At 71.8% G+C, this 20098-nt stretch carries 19 protein-coding genes, 1 tRNA gene and 1 pseudogene; 8 read left to right on the top strand and 13 right to left on the bottom strand.

Translation table 11 applies throughout. From position 1 onward, the window contains the following. The first annotated feature begins 140 nt into the window (after window positions 1-140). The 3 genes from HF577_RS01860 to HF577_RS01870 are packed head-to-tail and all read left to right on the top strand — an operon-like array spanning window position 141 to window position 2604. Window positions 141-1046 (top strand): hypothetical protein, encoded by a 906-nt coding sequence (locus tag HF577_RS01860; protein WP_169393940.1) that lies wholly within the window; start codon window positions 141-143, stop codon window positions 1044-1046. Beyond that, complete coding sequence (locus tag HF577_RS01865; protein ID WP_169393941.1) at window positions 1047-2270, top strand: hypothetical protein; 1224 nt, start codon at window positions 1047-1049, stop codon at window positions 2268-2270. A gap of 4 nt (window positions 2271-2274) precedes the next feature. After that, window positions 2275-2604: a YnfA family protein gene (locus tag HF577_RS01870; protein ID WP_169393942.1), complete on the top strand. Its 330-nt coding sequence runs from the start codon at window positions 2275-2277 to the stop codon at window positions 2602-2604. A gap of 4 nt (window positions 2605-2608) precedes the next feature. Here the strand turns inward: HF577_RS01870 and HF577_RS01875 are convergent, their stop codons facing one another. Continuing rightward, on the bottom strand, window positions 2609-3532 hold the full coding sequence (locus HF577_RS01875; protein ID WP_169393943.1) for a cation diffusion facilitator family transporter: 924 nt from the start codon (window positions 3530-3532) through the stop codon (window positions 2609-2611). Window positions 3533-3668: 136 nt separating this feature from the next. On the opposite strand from HF577_RS01875, the gene HF577_RS40060 reads away from it, so the two are divergent. Continuing rightward, window positions 3669-3929: an antibiotic biosynthesis monooxygenase family protein gene (locus tag HF577_RS40060; RefSeq protein ID WP_211173670.1), complete on the top strand. Its 261-nt coding sequence runs from the start codon at window positions 3669-3671 to the stop codon at window positions 3927-3929. On the opposite strand, the gene HF577_RS01885 is transcribed toward HF577_RS40060, so the two are convergent. Together HF577_RS01885 and HF577_RS01890 are read right to left on the bottom strand one after the other, a co-directional pair. Then, a complete protein-coding gene (locus HF577_RS01885) occupies window positions 3815-4852 on the bottom strand; it encodes a COX15/CtaA family protein (protein ID WP_312858888.1) in 1038 nt (345 codons plus the stop codon). The genes HF577_RS40060 and HF577_RS01885 overlap by 115 nt on opposite strands. A 360-nt stretch (window positions 4853-5212) precedes the next feature. Continuing rightward, window positions 5213-5698: a YkgB family protein gene (locus HF577_RS01890; RefSeq protein WP_169393944.1), complete on the bottom strand. Its 486-nt coding sequence runs from the start codon at window positions 5696-5698 to the stop codon at window positions 5213-5215. Window positions 5699-5967: 269 nt separating this feature from the next. On the opposite strand from HF577_RS01890, the gene map reads away from it, so the two are divergent. After that, the gene (gene map / locus HF577_RS01895) at window positions 5968-6747 is read left to right on the top strand and encodes a type I methionyl aminopeptidase (RefSeq protein WP_169393945.1); all 780 of its coding nucleotides are present in this window, start codon (window positions 5968-5970) and stop codon (window positions 6745-6747) included. A 28-nt stretch (window positions 6748-6775) separates the two neighbouring features. On the opposite strand, the gene HF577_RS01900 is transcribed toward map, so the two are convergent. Further along, window positions 6776-7411: an MSMEG_1061 family FMN-dependent PPOX-type flavoprotein gene (locus HF577_RS01900; RefSeq protein ID WP_211173661.1), complete on the bottom strand. Its 636-nt coding sequence runs from the start codon at window positions 7409-7411 to the stop codon at window positions 6776-6778. A gap of 235 nt (window positions 7412-7646) precedes the next feature. On the opposite strand from HF577_RS01900, the gene HF577_RS01905 reads away from it, so the two are divergent. Next, window positions 7647-8387: a DUF899 family protein gene (locus HF577_RS01905; protein ID WP_169393946.1), complete on the top strand. Its 741-nt coding sequence runs from the start codon at window positions 7647-7649 to the stop codon at window positions 8385-8387. A gap of 180 nt (window positions 8388-8567) precedes the next feature. Here HF577_RS01905 and HF577_RS01910 read toward each other — a convergent pair whose 3' ends face one another. Further along, window positions 8568-9146 (bottom strand): TetR/AcrR family transcriptional regulator, encoded by a 579-nt coding sequence (locus HF577_RS01910; protein WP_169393947.1) that lies wholly within the window; start codon window positions 9144-9146, stop codon window positions 8568-8570. Between the two features lie 90 nt (window positions 9147-9236). On the opposite strand from HF577_RS01910, the pseudogene HF577_RS01915 reads away from it, so the two are divergent. Next, window positions 9237-10202 (top strand): annotated as a pseudogene (locus tag HF577_RS01915) (ketopantoate reductase family protein). A 98-nt stretch (window positions 10203-10300) separates the two neighbouring features. Here HF577_RS01915 and HF577_RS01920 read toward each other — a convergent pair. Both HF577_RS01920 and HF577_RS01925 read right to left on the bottom strand, forming a co-directional pair. After that, window positions 10301-10374: transfer RNA gene (locus HF577_RS01920), tRNA-Pro, on the bottom strand. Between the two features lie 24 nt (window positions 10375-10398). Then, window positions 10399-11340 carry a metallophosphoesterase gene (locus tag HF577_RS01925; protein WP_312858889.1) on the bottom strand — a complete coding sequence of 314 codons (942 nt, stop codon included), beginning with the start codon at window positions 11338-11340 and terminating at the stop codon, window positions 10399-10401. A gap of 108 nt (window positions 11341-11448) precedes the next feature. Between HF577_RS01925 and HF577_RS01930 the strand changes: the two genes are divergently transcribed. Further along, entirely contained in the window at window positions 11449-11919 is a 471-nt protein-coding gene (locus tag HF577_RS01930; protein ID WP_169393949.1) for a GatB/YqeY domain-containing protein, read from the top strand. 52 nt (window positions 11920-11971) lie between these two features. Here HF577_RS01930 and topA read toward each other — a convergent pair whose 3' ends face one another. From topA to HF577_RS01960, 6 genes are all read right to left on the bottom strand, one after another. Then, window positions 11972-14707, bottom strand: a complete 2736-nt coding sequence (topA, locus tag HF577_RS01935; protein ID WP_169394038.1) for a type I DNA topoisomerase — start codon at window positions 14705-14707, stop codon at window positions 11972-11974. Window positions 14708-15048: 341 nt separating this feature from the next. Further along, complete coding sequence (locus HF577_RS01940) at window positions 15049-15642, bottom strand: hypothetical protein (RefSeq protein ID WP_169393950.1); 594 nt, start codon at window positions 15640-15642, stop codon at window positions 15049-15051. Window positions 15643-15700: 58 nt separating this feature from the next. Further along, window positions 15701-16318, bottom strand: coding sequence for a hypothetical protein (locus HF577_RS01945; protein WP_169393951.1), 618 nt, complete (start codon window positions 16316-16318; stop codon window positions 15701-15703). A 92-nt stretch (window positions 16319-16410) separates the two neighbouring features. After that, complete coding sequence (locus tag HF577_RS01950) at window positions 16411-17004, bottom strand: hypothetical protein (protein ID WP_169393952.1); 594 nt, start codon at window positions 17002-17004, stop codon at window positions 16411-16413. A gap of 74 nt (window positions 17005-17078) precedes the next feature. Beyond that, complete coding sequence (locus tag HF577_RS01955) at window positions 17079-17633, bottom strand: hypothetical protein (protein WP_169393953.1); 555 nt, start codon at window positions 17631-17633, stop codon at window positions 17079-17081. A gap of 133 nt (window positions 17634-17766) precedes the next feature. Continuing rightward, on the bottom strand, window positions 17767-20079 hold the full coding sequence (locus HF577_RS01960) for a sodium-translocating pyrophosphatase (RefSeq protein ID WP_169393954.1): 2313 nt from the start codon (window positions 20077-20079) through the stop codon (window positions 17767-17769). Window positions 20080-20098 lie beyond the last annotated feature (19 nt).

The following is a 20098-nucleotide window of genomic DNA, read 5'->3' on the forward strand; positions in this document are numbered from 1 at the left end:
CCCGCGAGTCGCCCGATTCCTCCCCGCGAGTCGCCCGCATCCGCCCCGCGAGTCGCCCGGACCGGCGGGCCTCCCGAATCCGGTGCGTCGGGGTGCTGGGGACCCGCGGGCCAGGAGGCGCGGGCTCGTAGGGTGATCCTGTGGCGGGGGTCTGGATCGTTCGGTTGCTCCTTCTCGTCACGATGACGGCCCTGCTGCTGCCCGGGGGCGCGACGCCTGCCGATGCCCACGCGGGGGGCCTGTCGTCGGCCACCAGCGAGGCCCGGGTGGTCGCGATCGAACCGCCGGTGCCGGGGCTCCAGGTGCGCGCCGTCGAGTTCGGCGCCCGGCTGCTGGTGGAGAACGGCACGGGCGAGGTGGTCGTCGTCGAACCCCTGCCCGGTTCCCCGCCCGCCGCGCTGCCGGTCGTCGCCCCGGGCGGCGCGGCCTACTGGAGCGATCCCCGGGTGACCGCCGCGGCGGCCCAGCGGCGGCCGGAGGGCGACCGCTCGGCCTGGACCGTTCCGCTGCGGGTGGGCGGCACCACCGTGGCGGTACGCGGCGAGCAGTTCTGGCCCCCGCCTCCCGCGACCGCGCTGTGGATCGGGCTCGCCGTTGCCGCGCTGGCCGTCCCCGCCGTGGCGGGGGTGCTCGGGGCGGGCCGGCGATGGGGACGGGTGGTGCTCGCCGCGGCGACGGTCGTGGTGATCGGTGCCCACCTGCTGCACGTGTTCGGTTCAGCCGGGGTTCCCGAGGACCAGCCGTACCCGTTGATGCTGCTCAGCGCGGCCGGCTACGCGCTGCTCGGCTGGCCGCTCGGCGTCGTGGGGGCGTGGCTGACGGTCCGCGGCCACAGCGCCGGCCCGCTGTTGTGCGTCGCCGCGGGCGGCCTGTTCGCGATCGTCATCACGCCGGTGGACGCCTTCACCCTCGTCGACGCCGTGGTTCCGTTCGACTGGGGCGCGGATCTCGACCGCGCGCTCGTGGCGCTGACCCTCGGCGGCGGGCTCGGCGTCGTCGTCGCGGGGATGGCGCTGCTGCGGCGCGGGCCGGTCCCGGCGGCGTAGATGGTGGTGCTCGCGCACGGCATCGGGGGAGTGGAGGGACTGCCGCTCGACGGCGAGCTCGTCCTGCAGACCGGTGGCGTCGTCGTGCTGGTGTCGTTCCTGGCGGTGGCGTTGCTGTGGAAGCACCCGCGGTTCACCGGCCCGGTGACCGGACGGCCGCTGCCCGCCGCACTGGACTCGCCCTGGCTGCGGCGCGTGCTCCAGGCGGCGACGCTGGCGGTTGCGACCGCGATCGTCGGCTACGGGTTCGCCGGCCCACAGGATCCGGACGCCAACCCGGCGCCCCGGGCCCTCTACGTGCTGCTCTGGGTGGGGCTCGTTCCGGCGTCGCTGGTGTTCGGGCCGGTGTGGCGGGTGCTCAACCCGCTGCGGCTGCTGCACCGCCTCGCCGCTGCGGCCCTGCGCCGCCCCGCGAACGGGACGGCAGCGTTGTCCGGCCGGCTGGGCTACTGGCCCGCTGCGCTCGGGCTGCTCGTGTTCGTGTGGCTGGAGCTGGTCGCGCCCGGCCGGGACCGGCCGGACGTCGTGGCGGCGTTCCTGCTCGGGTACGCCGTCCTGCACACGGTGGCCGCCCTGCGGTTCGGTGAGCGCTGGTTCGACCAGGCCGACGCGTTCGAGACCTACTCGGCCCTGACCGGCGCGCTGGCGCCGATCGGCAGGCTGGCCGACGGCCGGATCGGGCTGCGCAACCCGTTCCGTGGCCTGGCGGCCGTCCCCGTGGCGCCGGGGCTCGTCGGCTTCGTCGCGGTGTGGTGGGGCTCCACCGTGTTCGACGGCCTGAGTGGCTGGGTGGGGTGGCAGGCGCTGGGCCTGCCGGCGGTGCTCGACACGCTCGTGCTCATCGGGTTGGTCCTGCTGGTCGCCGGGCTCTACCGCGCCGCGACCGGCCCGCTGGCCGGCCCGCTGGTGACCACCCTCGTGCCGATCGCGGCGGGTTACACGATCGCCCATTACCTGACGTTGCTGCTGGTGGAGGGGCCGCGTGGGCTCGCGCAGCTGGGCGGCGCGCAGCTCGGTGCCGTCACCGCCGTGCCCGCGCCGGGGGTCGTGGCAGGTGTGCAGATCGCCGCCGTGCTCGTCGGGCACGTCGTGGCCGTCGTCGCGGCGCACGACCGCAGCGTGGCGCTGCTGCCCGAACACCGGCGGCTCGCCGACCAGGTGCCGCTGGTGCTGCTGATGGTGGCCTACACGATGGCCGGGTTGTTCCTGCTCGTGCTCTCCTGACCCCATGACGGTGGTGCGATCGATCCTGCTGTTCGTGCTGGCCGCCGTGGCCGAGATCGGCGGCGCATGGCTGGTGTGGCAGGGCGTGCGGGAACACCGCGGGCTGCTGTGGATCGGGGCCGGTGTGTTGGCGCTGGGGGCCTACGGGTTCGTCGCCACGCTGCAGCCGGATCCGCACTTCGGACGGATCCTCGCCGCCTACGGCGGGATCTTCGTGGCCGGCTCGCTGGCGTGGGGGATGCTCGTTGACGGCTTCCGCCCCGACCGCCTCGACTACATCGGTGCTGCGCTGTGCCTCGTCGGGGTCGCCGTGATCATGTACGTGCCGCGCTGACGGGTCACCAGGCGAGCTCGGTGCAGCCCGTGCGGGCTCCCGGCGGCTCCACCTGCAGGGTGAAGTGCGCGAGGTGGTGGCCCTCGGCGAGAAGCTCCTGGGCCTGGGTGAGCACGACCGCGGGATCGCAGGCGGCGTCCACGGTGAGGTGGGCGGAGCCGACCTCCATCCCGGAGGTGAGCGTCCAGACGTGGACGTCATGCACGTCCTGCACGCCATCGAGCGACGCGAGCTCGGACCGGATGGCCGCCACGTCGACGTGGGCGGGCGCGGCCTGCACGAGGATCCGGACGGCCTGACGGGCCAGCGACCAGGTGCGCGGCAGCACGAACAGCCCGATCCCGATGGCGACGATGGGGTCGGCGTAGCGCCACCCGAACAGGAGCGTCACCGCACCGGCGAGCAGAACCCCGACCGAACCGAGCGTGTCGGCGAGCACCTCGAGATAGGCGCCGCGGATGTTGAGGCTCTCCTGGGCGCCCTTGCGCAGCATCGCGAACACGACGAGGTTGGCGCCGAGCCCGGCCGCGGCGGTGAGCATCAGCGGCAGGCCGGGCACCTCCGGCGGGTGGGCGAAGCGCTGCACGGCCTCGATGAGCACCCAACCGGCCACCCCGAAGAGCAGCACGGCGTTGGCGAGCGCGGCGAGGACCTCGGTGCGGTAGAGCCCGAAGGTCCTGCGGTCGGTGCGGCTGCCCTGACGGCCCGCGGCGATGGCGGCGAGGGCCATCGCGACGCCGAGCACGTCGGTGAACATGTGGCCGGCGTCCGACAGCAGTGCCAGCGAGCCCGTCGCGAGCCCGACGAGGACCTCGAGCACCAGGAACGCCGCGAGCACACCGAGCGAGATGGTCAGTCGCTTCACGTACCGCCCGGACGCGCTTCCGCCCGCCGCTGCTTCGGTCCCGTGACCGTGACCCGCCCCCATGACCACAACATATGCGGAACTATGCATGAGTGCAACCGGTGACGGAGGGAGTTGCGGTCGTCACGCCGGGCGCAGGCACGGCCCGGTGCCATGGCGGTGATCATGGTGCTCGAGATCGCCGACTTCGCCGTGCTCCCTGGAAGGGGGGACGACTTCACGTCCGCGGTTCGAAGGCAACGGTCCGGTCGCCGATGTTCCCGGCTTCCACAGCGCCCGTCTCGGCCGCAGCGTCGAGACGACCGGGCAATTCGTGCTGATGGCGGAGTGGGAGAGCCTGGAGGCTCACACCGCTTTCCGCGAGTCGGAGAAGTTCGTGCGCTGGCGGGAGCTCATCGGCCCGTTCCTGGCCGGCGCCCCGCGGACGGACCACGTGGCCGAGGTCCCGCTGTCGGTCTGACCGCCGTCGGCGTCCGGGCCGACCGGTACGGCGAGCGACGCCCACAGCAGCGATGCCGCCGCGACCACGGCCGCGGCGCCGAGCACGTGCAACAGGACGAGAACCTCCGGCACACCGACGGCGTACTGCACGCTCCCGAGCGCCCCCTGGGCCGCGACGACGGCAACCAGCAGGACGAACCGCCTGCGCGCACGGGGCGGGGCGGAGCTGAGCCGAAGTACCACGCCGAGCGCCGCCAGGAGGACGAGGTAGAGCACCAGGAGAACGCTGTGCAGGCCGGCCAGCGCCTGGACCGGGAGGTCCAGCCGGGGGGTGGCCGGGTCGCCGGCGTGCGGGCCGGCAGCGGTCACCAGCGTGCCGGCCGTCAGGAGCAGCCCCAGCGTCACGACTCCTGCCGTGGCGACCGCGCGGCCGGGTGGTGACAGCGCGACCCGCTGGGGGTCGTCAGGAAGGAAGACCGCGACGACGAGCTGGACGGCGAACCAGATCAGCAGCATCGACGGCAGGAAGTGCAGCATCACGTTCCACCAGGCCAGCTGGTTGAGGACGGTGAAACCACCGATGACGCCCTGCAGCACCGCCCCGGCCGGCATGATCGCGGCGAGGGTCACCACCCGCCGGCGCCGCGGCCGGAGCCGCCACGCCGCAACGAGGCAGCCGACCGAGATCAGGAGCACGACCGTCCCGAGCAGCCGGTTGCCGAACTCGATCCACTGGATGACCGGCGCGATGTCCTCCCGGGGCGTCGGCACCAGGCTCCCCGGGTCGCACTGCGGCCACGTCGGGCAGCCGAGACCGGAACCCGTCACCCGGACGAATGCCCCGGTCACGGTGATCACCACGTGCGCAACCACGTTGACGACCGCGAATCGCCGCAGCGCTGCTTCCGCGCCGGACGGCGCCCCTGCGTCGTCGCTGGTCACGATGGCCTCCCGGCTCGTCAACGGGCTGCTACTACAGCATGTAGAGCAACGCCGGCGACGGGCGGGGTCGGTGGTGGTCCGACACGGCGGTGCGTGCGCCGGTCGGGTGACTCGGGCGCGCAGACTCGCGCCCGTGAACCGGGCGACTCGCGGGTGGTTCGGTGTCCTCGCAGACCGGGTGTGTTCGTCGCAGGTGCTGTGGGCCCTGCGAGGAGCACGGCGGCTCTGCGAGGACGCGTGGGGCCCCGGGGGGTGAGCACGCGACGCCCGGCGCCTCCGAGGGGCGCCGGGCGGGGGTGGCGATTCTGGGCGGTGCTGGTTAACGCGGTGTGCCGGACTCGTCGAATCCGATTCAATCGATTATCGGACGGTGCGGCGGCGGGCCGCCAGGGACTCGCCCAGAGTCCACACGGAGGCGCCGAGCAGAACCAGGTCCTTGATGAGGAACTGGCCGGTCATGGAGAGTGCGGGAAATCCACCGCCGGCGGCTTCGCCGATTCCCGGAGTGGTGAACAGGTAGCTCAAGGTGCTGAGGAACAACACCATCGCCACTGCGCTGCCGACCGCGGAGGCCCGCGGCAGCCACGGGCGCAGCGCGATCAGCACCGCAGCGACGATCTCGACGGTTCCGATCACCGCGGCCAGCGTCTGAACACCGAAGATGTCGTAGAGCCAGCTCTGATACGGGCTGTTGGCGATCAGCGGCATGATCGCCGTGGCTTCGTAGGAGGCGAATTTCAGAGCACCGATCCAGGCGATCACCAGAGCGAGTCCGTAGCGGAGGATCGTGGATCCGATAACGGTAATGCGCTGGTCGGTGGTCGGGGCGGAGAGCGTGGTGGTCATCTCGGTTCCTTTCGCGGGTCTGCCGATCATCTCGAAATCCTCAGCTTGTCCCGCAGCCGGATAATTTCTCGAATTCCTACCGGAACCTAACGCGCCGACGGGAGTTTCTCTCCGAGTGCCAGACCGGGCACCCGCACCGTCGGCGATGCCCTGTCCGCGATGCCTGTCGGCGATGCCCTGCCCGCAGCGGCACGGGCGGGCTGGTATTTCTATACCGACCCCTGCTATGTTCGGTATAACTATACCGGTGCTGGTGACGTGAGGTACTCGTGATCGAACTGAAGACGCCTGCGGAGATCGAACGCATGCACGTGGCCGGGCGGTTCGTCGCCGAGGTGCTCACCGAGGTCGGCAGGCTCGCCGACGTGGGCGTCAACCTGCTGGACCTGGAGCAGCACGCGCGCGGCATGATCGAACGGCGCGGGGCCGAGTCGTGCTACTGGGACTACGAGCCGTCCTTCGGGAAGGGCCCGTTCCGCAACGTCATCTGCCTCTCGGTGAACGACGCCGTCCTGCACGGCCTGCCGCACGACTACACGCTGCGCGACGGCGACGTGCTCAGCGCGGACCTTGCGGTCGGCATCGACGGCTGGGTGGCCGACTCGGCGCGCACGGTCGTCGTCGGGACCGCCGCCGAGGAGGACCTGCGGATCATCCGCGCCACCGAGGAGGCGTTGGAGGCGGCGATCGAGGTGGCGCGTCCGGGCAACCGCCTGGGTGACATCTCGGCGGCGATCTGGACGGTGGCGCGCGACCACGGCTATCCGGTCAACAGCGAGTTCGGTGGTCACGGCATCGGCCGCACCATGCACGAGGACCTCCACGTTCCGAACAAGGGCCGGGCGGGGCGCGGCTTCCCGCTCCGGCCGGGCCTGACCTTCGCGCTCGAACCCTGGTTCGCCCGTACCACCGACCGGATCGTCTACGACGCCGACGGCTGGACGATCCGGTCGGCCGACGGCTCGCGTACGGCCCATTCCGAGCACACGGTGGCCATCACGGAGGACGCCCCTCTGGTGCTCACCCGGCGCGAGTCGGAGCACCCGTAGCCCGGCTCGGCGGCCGGGCTCGACGGGGTCAGTACATCGTCTCCTCGAGGCGCTTCGGCGCGGCCGCGTCGAAGGCCTGGCAGTCGACGGCGCCGTTGGTGATCGCTTCGAGCATCTCGCCCATCGAGGGTACGGCCGAGCTGGGGATCTGGGTGGCGCTGTTCCAGAGCTTGGAGCGCATCAGGGCCTTGGGGCACTGGATGTAGGCGGCGTCGACCGTCACGACGATCACGCTGGCCGGGAGCTTGTCCCGCCGCTCGCCCATGGCGAAGCTCTCCCGCAGTGCGGGGTCGGGGTCGGTGCTGAGCACGGCACGGCCGTTGACCCGCAGCAACGTGCCGATGCCCGGGATGAGGAACACCAGTGCGACGCGCGGGTCGCGCACGATGTTGCGCAGCGAGTCGACCCGGTTGTTGCCCCGGCGGTCCGGGATGAGCAGGGTCTTCGGGTCCGCCACCCGGACGAAGCCAGGGGGGTCGCCCCGGGGGCGAGCAGTCGAGCCCCTCGGGCCCCGACGTCGCCAGCACGACGAATGGAGAGGCCTCCACGTAGGCCCGGTAGTGCTCCGAGACGTGGTCCAGCTCCATGGTGACCGCGGCGGCGATCGGCTCGCCGTACAGGGCGTCGAGCTGCTCGATCGTGCGGATGGTGGTGGCGTCGTCAACCCTCACGCCAGCGACCGTACGTGTCGGATCCCCCGGATCCCGCTCCCTGTGACGAGGGCTCCGCCTGCGCAAAGGCCCCGTCCGATGAGCTCGGACAGGGCCCCTGACCTGTGTCGGGATGGCAATATGTGAACCTGCGACCTCTTCGTCCTGAACCCGGATGCGTGCGCAGCCCCAGGGGGAGGTCGACGGGGGCGCGGCACACCGCCATCCGGAGATCCCACGGAGGCGATCATGAACGAGCAAGCACCCAGCTCGGCCCTCCCGCCGTTGGTCGACAGAAAGACCTGGCAGGAGGCGCGGGAAGCACTGTTCGCACGGGAGAAGGCGCACACCCGCGAAGGGGATGCGATCGCGGCGGCGCGGCGACGGCTGCCGATGGTGGAGGTCGACGCCACCATCGAGGTGATCGGTCCTGACGGACCGATCACGATCCTCGACGTCTTCGAAGGCCGGAAGCAGCTCATCGCGTACTTCCACGCCTGGTGGCCCGGTCGGCCCGCCGCGGAGCAATGCGAGGGCTGCACGTTCTTCAACAGCCAGGTCCGCGAGCTGTCCTACATCCACTCCCGCGACGCCACGTACGCCACGCTCAGTAAGGGTCCGTACGAGGAAAGCGTCCGCTACCGGGACTTCTTGGGCTTGGACATGCCGTGGTACTCGGTCGAGAAGACGGCGGCGCAACTCCTGGAGGGTCGCGACTGGCAGCGCCACCACCTCGTCTGCTACGCCCGCGACGGCGAGCGGGTGTTCGAGACGTACTACACCGGCGGTCGCGGCGTCGAGGTCATGGCCCCCACCCACGGGCTGCTGGACATGACCGTCTACGGACGCCAGGAGGCGTGGGAGGACTCCCCCGGCGGCTGGCCCCAGCCCTGGGGTGACGCCGAGAATCCCGAGGTCTGGCGTACGAACGGACGCCCCATCGCCCAGTGGTCCCGCATCGAAGCCGGCCGGTCCGACGAGCTGACCTGAGGATCAGCCGAGGCGACCGAGGGTCGTCGGTCCATCAGGTTGCGCGGCACCGGACGGGGCGGGCTGTGGTTCCCGGAATGCTCGGGAGTGCGGGCCCGAACATGCAGAACGGCCCTGGCCGGAAGCTCTCGACAGATCAGGAGACGCTAGCGGCGGAGGTCGGCTGGCGAATCGCGCGAGCTATCCGTCCGAGTGCGGTCGGCGCAGTCCGTCCAGCACGAGGGTGATGACGTCGTCGGCCTCGGCTCGCCAGTTGGGACGGTCATGGGCCGCGCCGATGCCGTGCAGCGCCATCATCACGGCACCGGCGTCCATGTCGTCGCGAACGGCGCCCTCCTGTAGGGCGGCGGCCACCAGGTCGGTGACAGCCTGCTCCAGCGCCCGGCTGCCCTCGGCGAGGGCACCCGAGCGATCGGCCATGAGGGTGGACAGCGTCCGGGCCAGGCCCTCGTGGGCGTCCATGTGGTCGACCATGCCGCGGAGGAAGGTCGCCAACGCCTCCGCCGCGGGCAACGTGGCCTGTAGCTGGCGGGCGCGGTCGCACAGCGCGGCGACTTCCCCGTGGTAGACCGCCTCGGCCAGTGCCTCCCGGGTGGGGAAGTGGCGGTACAGCGTGCCTGTGCCCACTCCGGCCAGGCGAGCGAAGTCATCGAAGCGCAGGTCGAAGAAGCCTCCGGCGTCGAAGACCTCCCGGGCCGTGGCGAGCAGGGCCTCACGCTTGCGCCGGGCGTCGGCCCGCAGCGGCTTGTCGGCGGTCATGCGCTCCCTCGCATTGACAAATGGAGACGACCTCCATATTTTAGAAAGTGGAGATTGCCTCCAGTTCGATCGTACCCCTAGAGGTGCAGCGTGAAGATCCTGATGTTCGGCCGGGGCGTGATCGCCACCATCTACGGCTGGGTCCTGCAACAGGCGGGACATGACGTCGAGTTCTACGTCCGGCCGGGCCGCGCGGCGACGTACGGAGACGCAGTGGACCTCGACCTGCTCGATACGCGGCGCCGGGTGTGGGGGCAGCGCGTCGTCGAGAAGTGGCCGGTGCGCTACCGCGAGGCGCTGGAGCCGGACCACGACTTCGACCTGATCGTGCTCAGCGTGCCGCACCACCACCTCCCGGAAGCGGCGGCCTTCCTGTCCCCGCGTGTCGGCCAGGCCACGGTGCTGGTCTTCGGCAACATCTGGACCGAGCCGCTGGCCGCGATCGGCACACTCCCGCTCGACCGGATCGCCTTCGGCTTTCCCCAGGCCGGCGGCGGTTTCGGCGCGAACGGCGTGCTCCGTGGGGGGCTGCTGCCGTCGGTCATCTTCGGCACCCTCGGCCAGCCCCCGACCGACCGGGAACAGGCCGTGCGCCAGGCGTTTCGCGAGGCCGGGCTCCGGATCAAAGAGCAGCCTGACTTCCGCGGCTGACTGTGGGTCCATTTCGTGTCGGATGCCGGCCTGTTCTCGCAGGGCCTGCGGCTGGGTTCCCTGTCCAAGCTGGCCGGGGCAACGGGTGACCTGCGCGAGGCGCTGCTGACTGGCCGCGAGCTGCTGCCGCTCCTCAAGGCGCGCGGCATTGACCTGCGACGTCACCGGGGCGGTGTGCTGCTGTTCCGGGTGCCCACCTGGCTGATGGCCCCCGTGCTCGCCTGGCTGACCGCTCATGTCACGCCGCTGCGCGTGAATTTCGAGGCGCACTCCGACCCCGACGCCGAGGAGCCGCGTGAGGTCTGCCGAGACACCCTCGCGGAAGCACGACGGCTGGGCATTGCGGTACCACGACTGGAAGCGGCGGAACCGAACTTTGCCCGTGAGGGGACGGGTCGAGTCTGAATTCACCGCAAGGGAATGCGCGGAGTGCGGGCCCGAACATGCAGAACGGCCCTGGCCGGAAGCTCTCGACAGAGCCTCTGACCAGGGCCGTTCTGTTGTCGGGGTGACAGGATTTGAACCTGCGACCTCTTCGTCCCGAACGAAGCGCGCTACCAAGCTGCGCCACACCCCGATGGCCCGTGAGCCGTGACCAACTCTAGCTGACGTCCACGGCGGCCGACGCGCGGGTGGCCGGTGCGGACGGAACCACCGACGCGCGGGGCACGAGCGTGAGGAGGCTGGCCTCCGGCGGGCAGGCGAACCGCACGGGGGCGAACGGCGAGGTGCCCAGGCCCGCGGAGACGTGCAGCCAGGTGTGGGCGCCCCAGCGCGAGGAGCCGCGGGCCCGGGAGCGGTCCAGGCCGCAGTTGGTGACGAGCGCGCCCACGCCCGGCACCCGCAGCTGGCCGCCGTGGGTGTGACCGGCCAGCACCAGGTCGTACCCGTCCGCGGCGAACCGGTCGAGGACCCGGGGCTCCGGCGAGTGGGTCAGCCCCAGCCGCAGGCCGACGTGACGCGCCCGGCGCCCGGCGATGCGCTCGTAGCGGTCCAGGCCGAGGTGGGGGTCGTCGACGCCGGCCACGGCGACGGTGACGCCGGAGACCGTGAGCGTCACCTGCGTGTGGGTGGCATCGGACCAGCCGTGCTCCAGCATCGCGGCGCGGAGGTCGCGCCACGGCAGCGGGTCGCCGTGCGAGCGGCGCTTGCTCTTCACCAGGTAGCGCGCGGGGTTCTTCGGCGTGGGCCCGAAGTAGTCGTTGCTGCCGAAGACGAACAGCCCGGGGTACTGCAGCAGCGGACCGAGGGCGGCGACCACCGCGGGGACGGCCCGGGGATGGGCCAGGTTGTCGCCGGTGTTCACGACGAGATCGGGCTCGAGGGCCGCCAGCGCGGCGACCCAGCGCTGCTTGCTCTGCTGGCGCGGCGTGAGGTGCAGGTCGGACACGTGCAGGACGCGCAGGGGGCGTGAGCCCTCGGCCAGCACCGGCAGCGTCGCCTCCCGCAGCGTCCACCTCCGGCGCTCGATACCCGCCGCGTAGGCGACCGCGGCCGCTCCCGTTGTGGTCGCGCCGAGCGCGAGCCGGCCCCAGCTGTTCACCCGGTCAGGGTACGGCGAGAGCCCGCGCATCCGGTATCCCCACGTGCCGGCCCCCGCGCCGTGCGGCGTCGCGGCGCCGCGACGCGGACATGCATTAGCGTCACCGCGGTGAGCACCTTGAAGGAGCAGCTGCGGACCGATCTGACCGCCGCCATGAAGGCTCGCGACGAGCTGGTGAAAGCCACCCTGCGGATGACGCTGACGGCCATCGGCAACGCCGAGGTCGCCGGCACGCAGGCCCGCGAGCTCGACGACGCCGAGGTCATCAAGGTGATCACCAGGGAGGCCAAGAAGCGTGCCGAGTCGGCCGAGGCCTTCGCCGCCGCCGGCCGCGAGGAGCTGGCCGCCCAGGAGCGCGCCGAGGGTGAGGTGCTGGCCCGGTACCTCCCGACGCAGCTCTCCGACGACGAGCTCGCCGTGATAGCGCGCACCGCGGTGGACGAGACCACCGCCGAGCTGGGAGAGCAGCCCGGCCCGCGTCAGATGGGACAGGTCATGAAGAAGGCCACCGCGGCGGCTGCGGGTCGGGCCGACGGCGGCCGGGTGGCCGCCGCCGTGAAGGCCCTGCTCGTCGGCTGAGAGGGCCCGTGCACGGCCGCGGGCCCCGCTGGGGTGCCCGCGGCCGCGCCCGTCACTTGGCGGGCGCCTTCTTCCGCGTGGTCGTCCGCTTCGCCGGAGTCTTCTTCGGTGCCGGACCGCGGGCCCGGCGTTCGGCCAGCAGCTCCGACGCGCGCTCGTCGCTGATCTGCTCGACGGTGTCGCCCTTGCGCAGCGACGCGTTGGTCTCGCCGTCGGTGACGTACGGGCCGAACCGCCCGTCCTTGATCACCATCGGCTTGCCGGTGGCCGCGTCGGCACCCAGCTCGCGCAGCGCCGGCGTGGCCGCCGCCGTGCGCCGCCCCCGCTGCTTGGGCTGCTTGTAGATCTCCAGCGCCTCGTCGAGGGTGACGGTGAACAGCTGCTCCTCGTCGGAGAGCGACCGCGAGTCGGTGCCCTTCTTCAGGTACGGGCCGTAGCGCCCGTTCTGCGCGGTGATCTCCTCGCCGCTCTCCGGGTCGGTGCCGACCAGCCGCGGCAGCGAGAGCAGGCGCAGCGCCTCCTCGAGCGTGACGCTCTCGGTGGACATGCCCTTGAAGAGCGACCCGGTGCGCGGCTTTGGCTTGGCCGCCACCTTCTTCTTCGTCCCGTTCGTGGGCGTCTCCGGCTCGGCGGGCTCCGGGAGGATCTCCGTGACGTAGGGCCCGTAGCGGCCCTCCTTCGCGACGATCTCGTGGCCCGTCATCGGGTCGACGCCCAGCGAGCGGCCCTCCTGCGGCACCGAGAACAGCTGCTCGGCGACCTCCGGGGTGAGCTCGTCGGGCGGCAGGTCGTCGGGCAGGTTCGCGCGCTGCGACTGCCCGTCGCGGACACGCTCCAGGTACGGGCCGTAGCGGCCGACGCGCACCACGACGTCGTCGAACACCGGGACGGAGTTGATCTCCCGGGCGTCGATCTCCTCGAGGTTGACGCCCACGAGCTTCTTGAGCCCGCCCGACCGTGCCACCGACCCCGCACTGCCCTGGTCGGCCCCGAAGTAGAAGCCGGAGAGCCAGTCGGTGCGGCCCTGCGTGCCTGCGGCGATCGAGTCGAGCTCGTCCTCCATCGCGGCGGTGAAGTCGTAGTCGACCAGCCGGCCGAAGTGGTGCTCGAGCAGCCCGACCACGGCGAACGCGATCCACGACGGGACGAGCGCCTGACCCTTCTTCCAGACGTACCCGCGGTCCTGGATCGTCTTGATGATCGACGCGTAGGTGGACGGGCGGCCGATCCCGAGGTCCTCCAGCGTCTTGATGAGGCTGGGCTCGGTGAACCGCGACGGCGGGTTGGTGGAGTGGCCCTCCGGGGTGAGCCGGGCGGCGGTCAGGGCCTGGCCCTGCGTGAGCTCGGGGAGCCGCGACTCGGCGTCGTCGGCCTCGCCGCCGGCCTGGTCGTCGACGGTCTCGACGTAGGCCTTGAGGAACCCGGGGAAGGTGATCGTGCGTCCCGACGCGGCGAACGTGACCGCCTCGCCGGTGGCCGCGGTGCCGCCGATGCGCACGCTGACGGTGGTGCCCCGCGCGTCGGCCATCTGCGACGCGACGGTGCGCTGCCAGATCAGCTCGTAGAGCCGGAAGTCGTCGCCGTCGACCTCGCGGGCGATCTCGCCGGGGGTGCGGAAGGTGTCGCCTGCCGGCCGGATCGCCTCGTGGGCCTCCTGCGCGTTCTTCACCTTGCGCGTGTACTGCCGCGGCTGGGCCGGCACGTAGGCGTCGCCGTAGAGCTCACGGGCCTGCGAGCGGGCGGCCTGGATCGCCGACTCCGACAGGGTGGTGGAGTCGGTGCGCAGGTAGGTGATGTAGCCGTTCTCGTAGAGCCGCTGTGCGCTGCGCATCGTGCGGTCGGCGGAGAAGCGCAGCTTCCGGCCGGCCTCCTGCTGCAGCGTGGACGTCATGAACGGCGGGTACGGCTTGCGGGTGTAGGGCTTCGACTCGACCGACTCGACGGCCAGGTCGCGGCCCTGCAGCGCCTCGGCCAGCCGCCGGGCGCCCGCCTCGTCGAGGGGCCGGGCCGTCTCCTTGCTCCCGGCAGCGCTCTTGAGCCTGCCGTCCGGGCCGAAGTCGCGGCCCGTGGCAACCCGCGTGCCGTCGATGGCCACCAGACGCGCGGGGAACTGCCTCGGGCTCGCCTCGGCCCCGGCGTCGAGCTGCGCGGCGATGTCCCAGTACGACGCCGAGACGAACGCCATGCGCTCGCGCTCGCGCTGGACGATGATCCGCGTGGCCACCGACTGCACCCGGCCGGCCGACAGCTTCGGCATGACCTTCTTCCACAGCACGGGGGAGACCTCGTAGCCGTAGAGCCGGTCGAGGATGCGCCTGGTCTCCTGCGCGTCGACCAGGTCGTGGTCGAGGTCGCGCAGGTTCTCGACGGCCGCCCTGATGGCCGACTCGGTGATCTCGTGGAAGACCATCCGCCGGACCGGGACCTTGGGCTTGAGCGTCTCGAGCAGGTGCCAGGCGATCGCCTCGCCCTCGCGGTCGTGGTCCGTGGCGAGCAGCAGCTCGTCGACGGACTTCAGGGCGTCCTTGAGCTCGGCGACCTTGCTCTTCTTCTCCGGCGTGATGATGTAGAGGGGCGCGAACTGGTTGTCGACGTCGACCCCGAGGCGGGCCCACGACTCGCCCTTGTACTTGGCGGGCACGTCGGCGGCGCCGCGCGGCAGGTCACGGATGTGCCCGACGGACGCCTCGACGATGTAGTCGTTGCCGAGGTACTGCTGGATCTTCTTCGCCTTCGTCCCGGACTCGACGATGACCAGCCGGCGCGGCGGTCGCCCGTTGGCGACCACGGCTGTGCGGTTGGGTCGGCCCGGGTCGGCCTTCGCGGCCGCCTTCCGGCTGCCCGTTCCCTTCTGGGCTGCGGGCTTCGCACTCGTCGTTCCGGTTGCCACCTGGTCCTACTCCATCGTCTACGGCCGCGTCGGCGCCGCGCACCGGCCGTTCTGCAGGGCCACCGCGCCGGATGCGCGGGGTGCCCGGACACCGAGTATGCGGGTCCCGGGTTCCGGCACGTACCGGAACCTCATGTTCACCCACCCACCTACCGTGTCGCGCTCGTCACACCGCACACCACGCGGCGTAGTGCGCTCGACACTGTGCGAGCCTGCGCCGCGAGAGCCTAACCAGCTCGTCAAGACGCCGTGCGGCCCCAGTACCTGGGCCAGTCGGCCCCGTCCGCCCTGGGCGGTACCGGGCCGACGAGCTCGACGAGCCGTTGGACCCGCCGTGTCCCACTGATCCGTAATGCCGTTCCACGTCCCACTCTTGCGGGTGGGATGCCTGCCCGGGTCGCCGCGGCGACCAGAGCGAGGTGCGTGTCCGGGGCGTGCGGGTCCAGCGCAAGCAGGTACCCGCCCCGGTCGTCCGGCCGGCCTGCGGCCAACGCCCACAGTCGTAACGCCGGCCCGTCCAATTGCCATCCCGCCGGCACCGTCTTGACCGCACCGTTCGTCCACGCCCTGGCCAACCCGACCAGGTCGCACCGGAACGCCGAGCGCAACGCGGTGGCGCCGCTCTCGGTCTGCACGGTACCCATGGTGATGCCGGTGGCCGCGCACGCCGACGCCAGTGCGGGTGCCCTGGCCGGGTCGGGCAGCACGATCGACAGCCGCGCCTGGTCGCCTGCGCCGAAGCGGACGATCTGTCCCGGCCCGCACAGCAGTCCGGCGAGGTCGCTCACGCTCGGTGGGCGGGCGTCGGCGGAGAACAGCGACAGCTGCGACACGAGCGCACAGTAGAACACGCGTTCGAGCGTGACCACCAAGGCGCGCCGATGATCGCTCCTAACGCGGCGCCGTGGCCGACAGGGCGGACAGCTGCTGGCACTGGGTCGCCCGCTCGGCGGCGCGCTGCAGGCGGGGCGTGGCGCTCAGATCGGCCAGCGGGTTCGGCGGGGTGATCGCGTCGAAGGTCGACTGGGCCTGGGTCAGCGCGGCCATCACCGACTCGGGGTTGCCGGGGTCGGCGGCGTCCACCGTGGTCTTGGCTCCCGTGAAGTCCTGCTCGAGGAACTCCAGCGCGCTCTGGGCCCGGCCCACGGCCTCGTTGCCACCCTGCACGGGCGAGCGGCCGATCGCGGTGAGCTGGTCGCGGCCCTGCTGCACGCCGTGGAGGACGGTGCCGAGGTAGTCGCTGACGGTGCGCTGCACGGTCGGCAGGTCGGCCGACGGCGCCAGGGCAGGCGGCGTCGTGGCCGGCACGGCGAAGCTCATGACCGCACCGCAGAGGCGGTCGGCCCAGGCCACCGGGTCGCTCCCCGGGCCCTCGGTCGGGGTCGGGGCGGGATCGGCGGCTGCGCTGCCGGGAAGCGTGGTGGTGCAACCGGCGAGGACGGCGACGGCGAGTGCGGCGGCAACGGTGGGGACGACAACCGTGAGGGCGGGGCGGGTCGTTCGAGTCATGCGCCGGCTCCGGATCGGGGGAGGGACGGCGCCAGTGTGCCCGGGAGGCCTCGGGCAGTGATCACCGAGGCCCGGGAACGGCGTCGTCGGTGCTACCGGCCGCTCGTCTGGCGCCGGACCAGCTGGCAGTTCGGCGCATGCTGGCTCGCCTGATCCAGCTCGGGACTGGCCTTCAGGTCGACCGTCGGATCCGGCAGGTTCGCGAGATCCTGCAGCGGCGCGACCGCCTTCGGCAGCTCGCTGACCACCGCCTTGCGGTCACTGGTGTCGACCGCGTCGACCTGGGCCTTGACGTCCTGGAAGGAGGTCTTGAACGTGGTGAGCGTCTGGGCGAGCCGGGTGACCACGTCGTCGCCGCCCGCAACCGGCGAGGGCCCGACCCGCGTCATCCCGCCGATCGCCGAGTCGGCCGCCCCGGCGCTGCGGCCGAGGTAGTCGCTGATGCCCCTGGCGAGCCCTGCGGGGTCGGCTGCGGTGCTGAGCTGCGGGGGAGTGCCCGCCGTCCGGACGAAGGGCAGCAGTGCGCCGCACACCCCGTCGACCCACTTCACGGGATCGGCCGTGGTGGCGGGCAGCGAGCCGGCCGGGCTCGCCATGCCCTGGACGGTCGTGGTGCAGCCCGCCACGGGGACCAGCAGGGTGGCGAGGACCAGGACGATCAGTGCGGGGCGTGAGGTCGCCGGCATCTTGCTCCCGACTCGAGGGGACGTGGCCGGCCAGTGTGCACGGCGGCGCGGGCGGCCCATGACTCCAGATCCGGTCAGCGCGCAGGTGAGGTGGTCGAGCGCACCTGCTGGCAGTTCGACGCCTTGTCGGCGGCGGTCCTGAGCTCGTCGGTGGCCTGCAGGCCCGCCGTCGGGTCGGCCAGGTTCCGCAGCTCCTGCAGCGGGGCCATCGCGGCCGGCAGGGCGCCTGCCATCGCCTGCGGGCTCGACGTGTCGACCCCCGCGAGCTGCGCCTTGGCCGCGTCGAAGCTCGTGCGGATCTGCGCCAGCGCGCCCTTGAGCCGTGCGACGTACTCGTCGCCGCCGGCCACCGGTGACGGCCCGACCGCGTCGAGGGCGGTGATCGACCCCTCCACGGCGGTGGCCGTGGCGCCGAAGTAGTCGCCGAGCCCGCGCACCGTGGCGACCGGGTCGACCCCGTTCACCTGCGGCTGCGTCGTGGCGGCCTTGGCGAAACCGGAGAGCGCCCCGCACACCTGGTCGGTCCACACCACCGCGTCGGACTCGGCGTCACCTCCACTGCCGCACCCGGTGGCGACGAGGAGCACGAACGCCGAGGCGAGCGTGCCGGTGAGCCTGCGAGTACCCATGCGGTCCTCCGCGACGTTGCGCTGTCAGGACGCGCGGCGCGCGTCGATCCGCGGGCAAAGTACTGGTAGTGCTCAGAAACGCCGGAGGCCGCCCACCCGAGCGGGTGAGCGGCCTCCGGGAGGGGTCGAGCGGTCAGCCGACCGAGCTCGCCGCCGGGGTGTCCGCGATCGACGTGGAGCGCCGCTTCGACACGACCACGGCCGCCACGATGATCGCCACCGCGACCAGCGCGATCGCGATCCGGAGCGGGGCCGATGCGGAGTCGCCTACCGAGAACGTCACCACTGCCGGTGCGATCAGCACCGAGACCAGGTTCATCACCTTGATCAGCGGGTTGATCGACGGGCCTGCGGTGTCCTTGAAGGGGTCACCCACCGTGTCACCGATGATGGTGGCCTCGTGGGCGGACGAGCCCTTGCCGCCGTGGTTGCCGTCCTCCACCAGCTTCTTCGCGTTGTCCCACGCGCCGCCGGAGTTGGCCAGGAAGACGGCCATCAACGTGCCCGCGGCGATGGCACCGGCCAGGTAGCCGGCCAGCGGGCCGACGCCGAGGCCGAAGCCGACGGCGATCGGGGCGAAGATCGCCAGCAGGCCGGGGGTGGCCAGCTCGCGCAGCGAGTCGCGGGTGCAGATGTCCACCACGCGGCCGTACTCCGGGCGGACGGTGCCCTCCATGATCCCGGGGTTCTCCCGGAACTGGCGGCGCACCTCGAACACGATCGCGCCGGCCGCCCGGGTGACAGCGTTGATCGCGAGCCCGGAGAACATGAACACCACCGAGGCGCCGATGATCACGCCGACGAGGGTGTTCGGGGCGAAGACCTCGAACGAGAAGGCCGTGCCGGCGTCCTGAAGGGCGACGCCCGCATCGAGCAGTGACTGGCCGATGGCGTCGCGGTAGGAGCCGAACAGCGCCGTGGCCGCGAGCACGGCCGTGGCGATCGCGATGCCCTTGGTGATGGCCTTGGTGGTGTTGCCCACCGCGTCCAGCTCGGTGAGGATGCCGACCCCGGCGCCCTCGACGTCGCCGGACATCTCCGCGATGCCCTGCGCGTTGTCGGAGACCGGACCGAAGGTGTCCATCGCGACGATCACGCCGACCGTGGTGAGCAGGCCGGTGCCGGCCAGCGCCACCGCGAACAGGGCCACCGTGATCGACCCGGTGGCCAGCGCGAACGCGCCGAACACCGCCGCGCTGATGACCAGCGCGGTGTAGACGGCCGACTCGAAACCGATCGAGATACCGGCCAGGATCACCGTGGCCGGACCGGTGAGCGACGACTCCCCGACGGTCTTGACGGGCTTGTCCTCGGTGCCGGTGAAGTAGCCGGTCAGCTTGAGGATCACGCCTGCCAGCACGATGCCGATGAGGACGGCGATCGAGGCGAGCAGCCGCGGGTCGCTGCCGGCCATGGCGGCGACGACGGTGGTGTCGGTCGGGCTCGTGAGTTCGCTGAAGCTGCCGGGCAGGTAGACGTAGGCGGCGATCACGCACAGCACGGCCGAGATGGCCGCGGAGATGTAGAAGCTGCGGTTGATCGTCGTCAAGCTGCTCTCGCCCTCGCGGGTGCGGGTGATGTAGACCCCGATCACCGCGGTGAGCACACCGATGGCCGGCACGATCAGCGGGAACAGCAGGCCCTGCAGACCGAACGCGGCCGTGCCGAGGATCAGCGCGGCCACGAGCATCACGGCGTAGGACTCGAACAGGTCGGCGGCCATGCCGGCGCAGTCACCGACGTTGTCGCCCACGTTGTCAGCGATCGTCGCGGCGTTGCGGGGGTCGTCCTCGGGGATGCCCTGCTCGACCTTGCCGACGAGGTCGGCGCCCACGTCGGCGGCCTTCGTGAAGATGCCGCCGCCGACACGCATGAACATGGCGAGCAGCGCGGCGCCGAACCCGAAGCCCTCGAGCACCTTCGGTGCCTGGCCGGCGTAGACCATCACGACCACGGCCGCACCGAACAGGCCGAGGCCGACGGTGAACATGCCGACCACGCCACCGGTGCGGAACGCGATGCGGGTGGCCTTCTCCCGGCCACCCTCCTCGCGCGCCGCCGCGGCGACGCGGATGTTGGCGAAGGTGGCCAGCCGCATCCCCAGGTTGCCGATGGTGGCGGAGAACGCCGCACCGACGAGGAAGAAGATCGATCGCCCGATGCGCTCGCCGAGGTCGTCCGCGGGTAGCGCGAAGAGCAGGACGAACACGATCACGACGAACACGCCGAGCGTGCGGAACTGGCGGTTGAGGTACGCCGTGGCGCCTTCCTGGACCGCTCGGCCGATCTCCTGCATCTTGGGGGTGCCCTCGCCTGCGGCGAGGACCTCCCGGCGCAGGACGAAGCCGATGGCCAGGGCAGCGAGGGCGACCACCGCGACCACACCGACGAGGATGCGGTCATTCGCCCCGAGCTCGAGGCCCTGGGCGAGGGTGGACACGTGCATCCGTCCTCCTGGTTCAGTG

It is taken from the genome of Pseudonocardia xinjiangensis (assembly GCF_012911925.1).
GTDB classification, from domain to species: Bacteria; Actinomycetota; Actinomycetes; order Mycobacteriales; family Pseudonocardiaceae; genus Pseudonocardia; species Pseudonocardia xinjiangensis.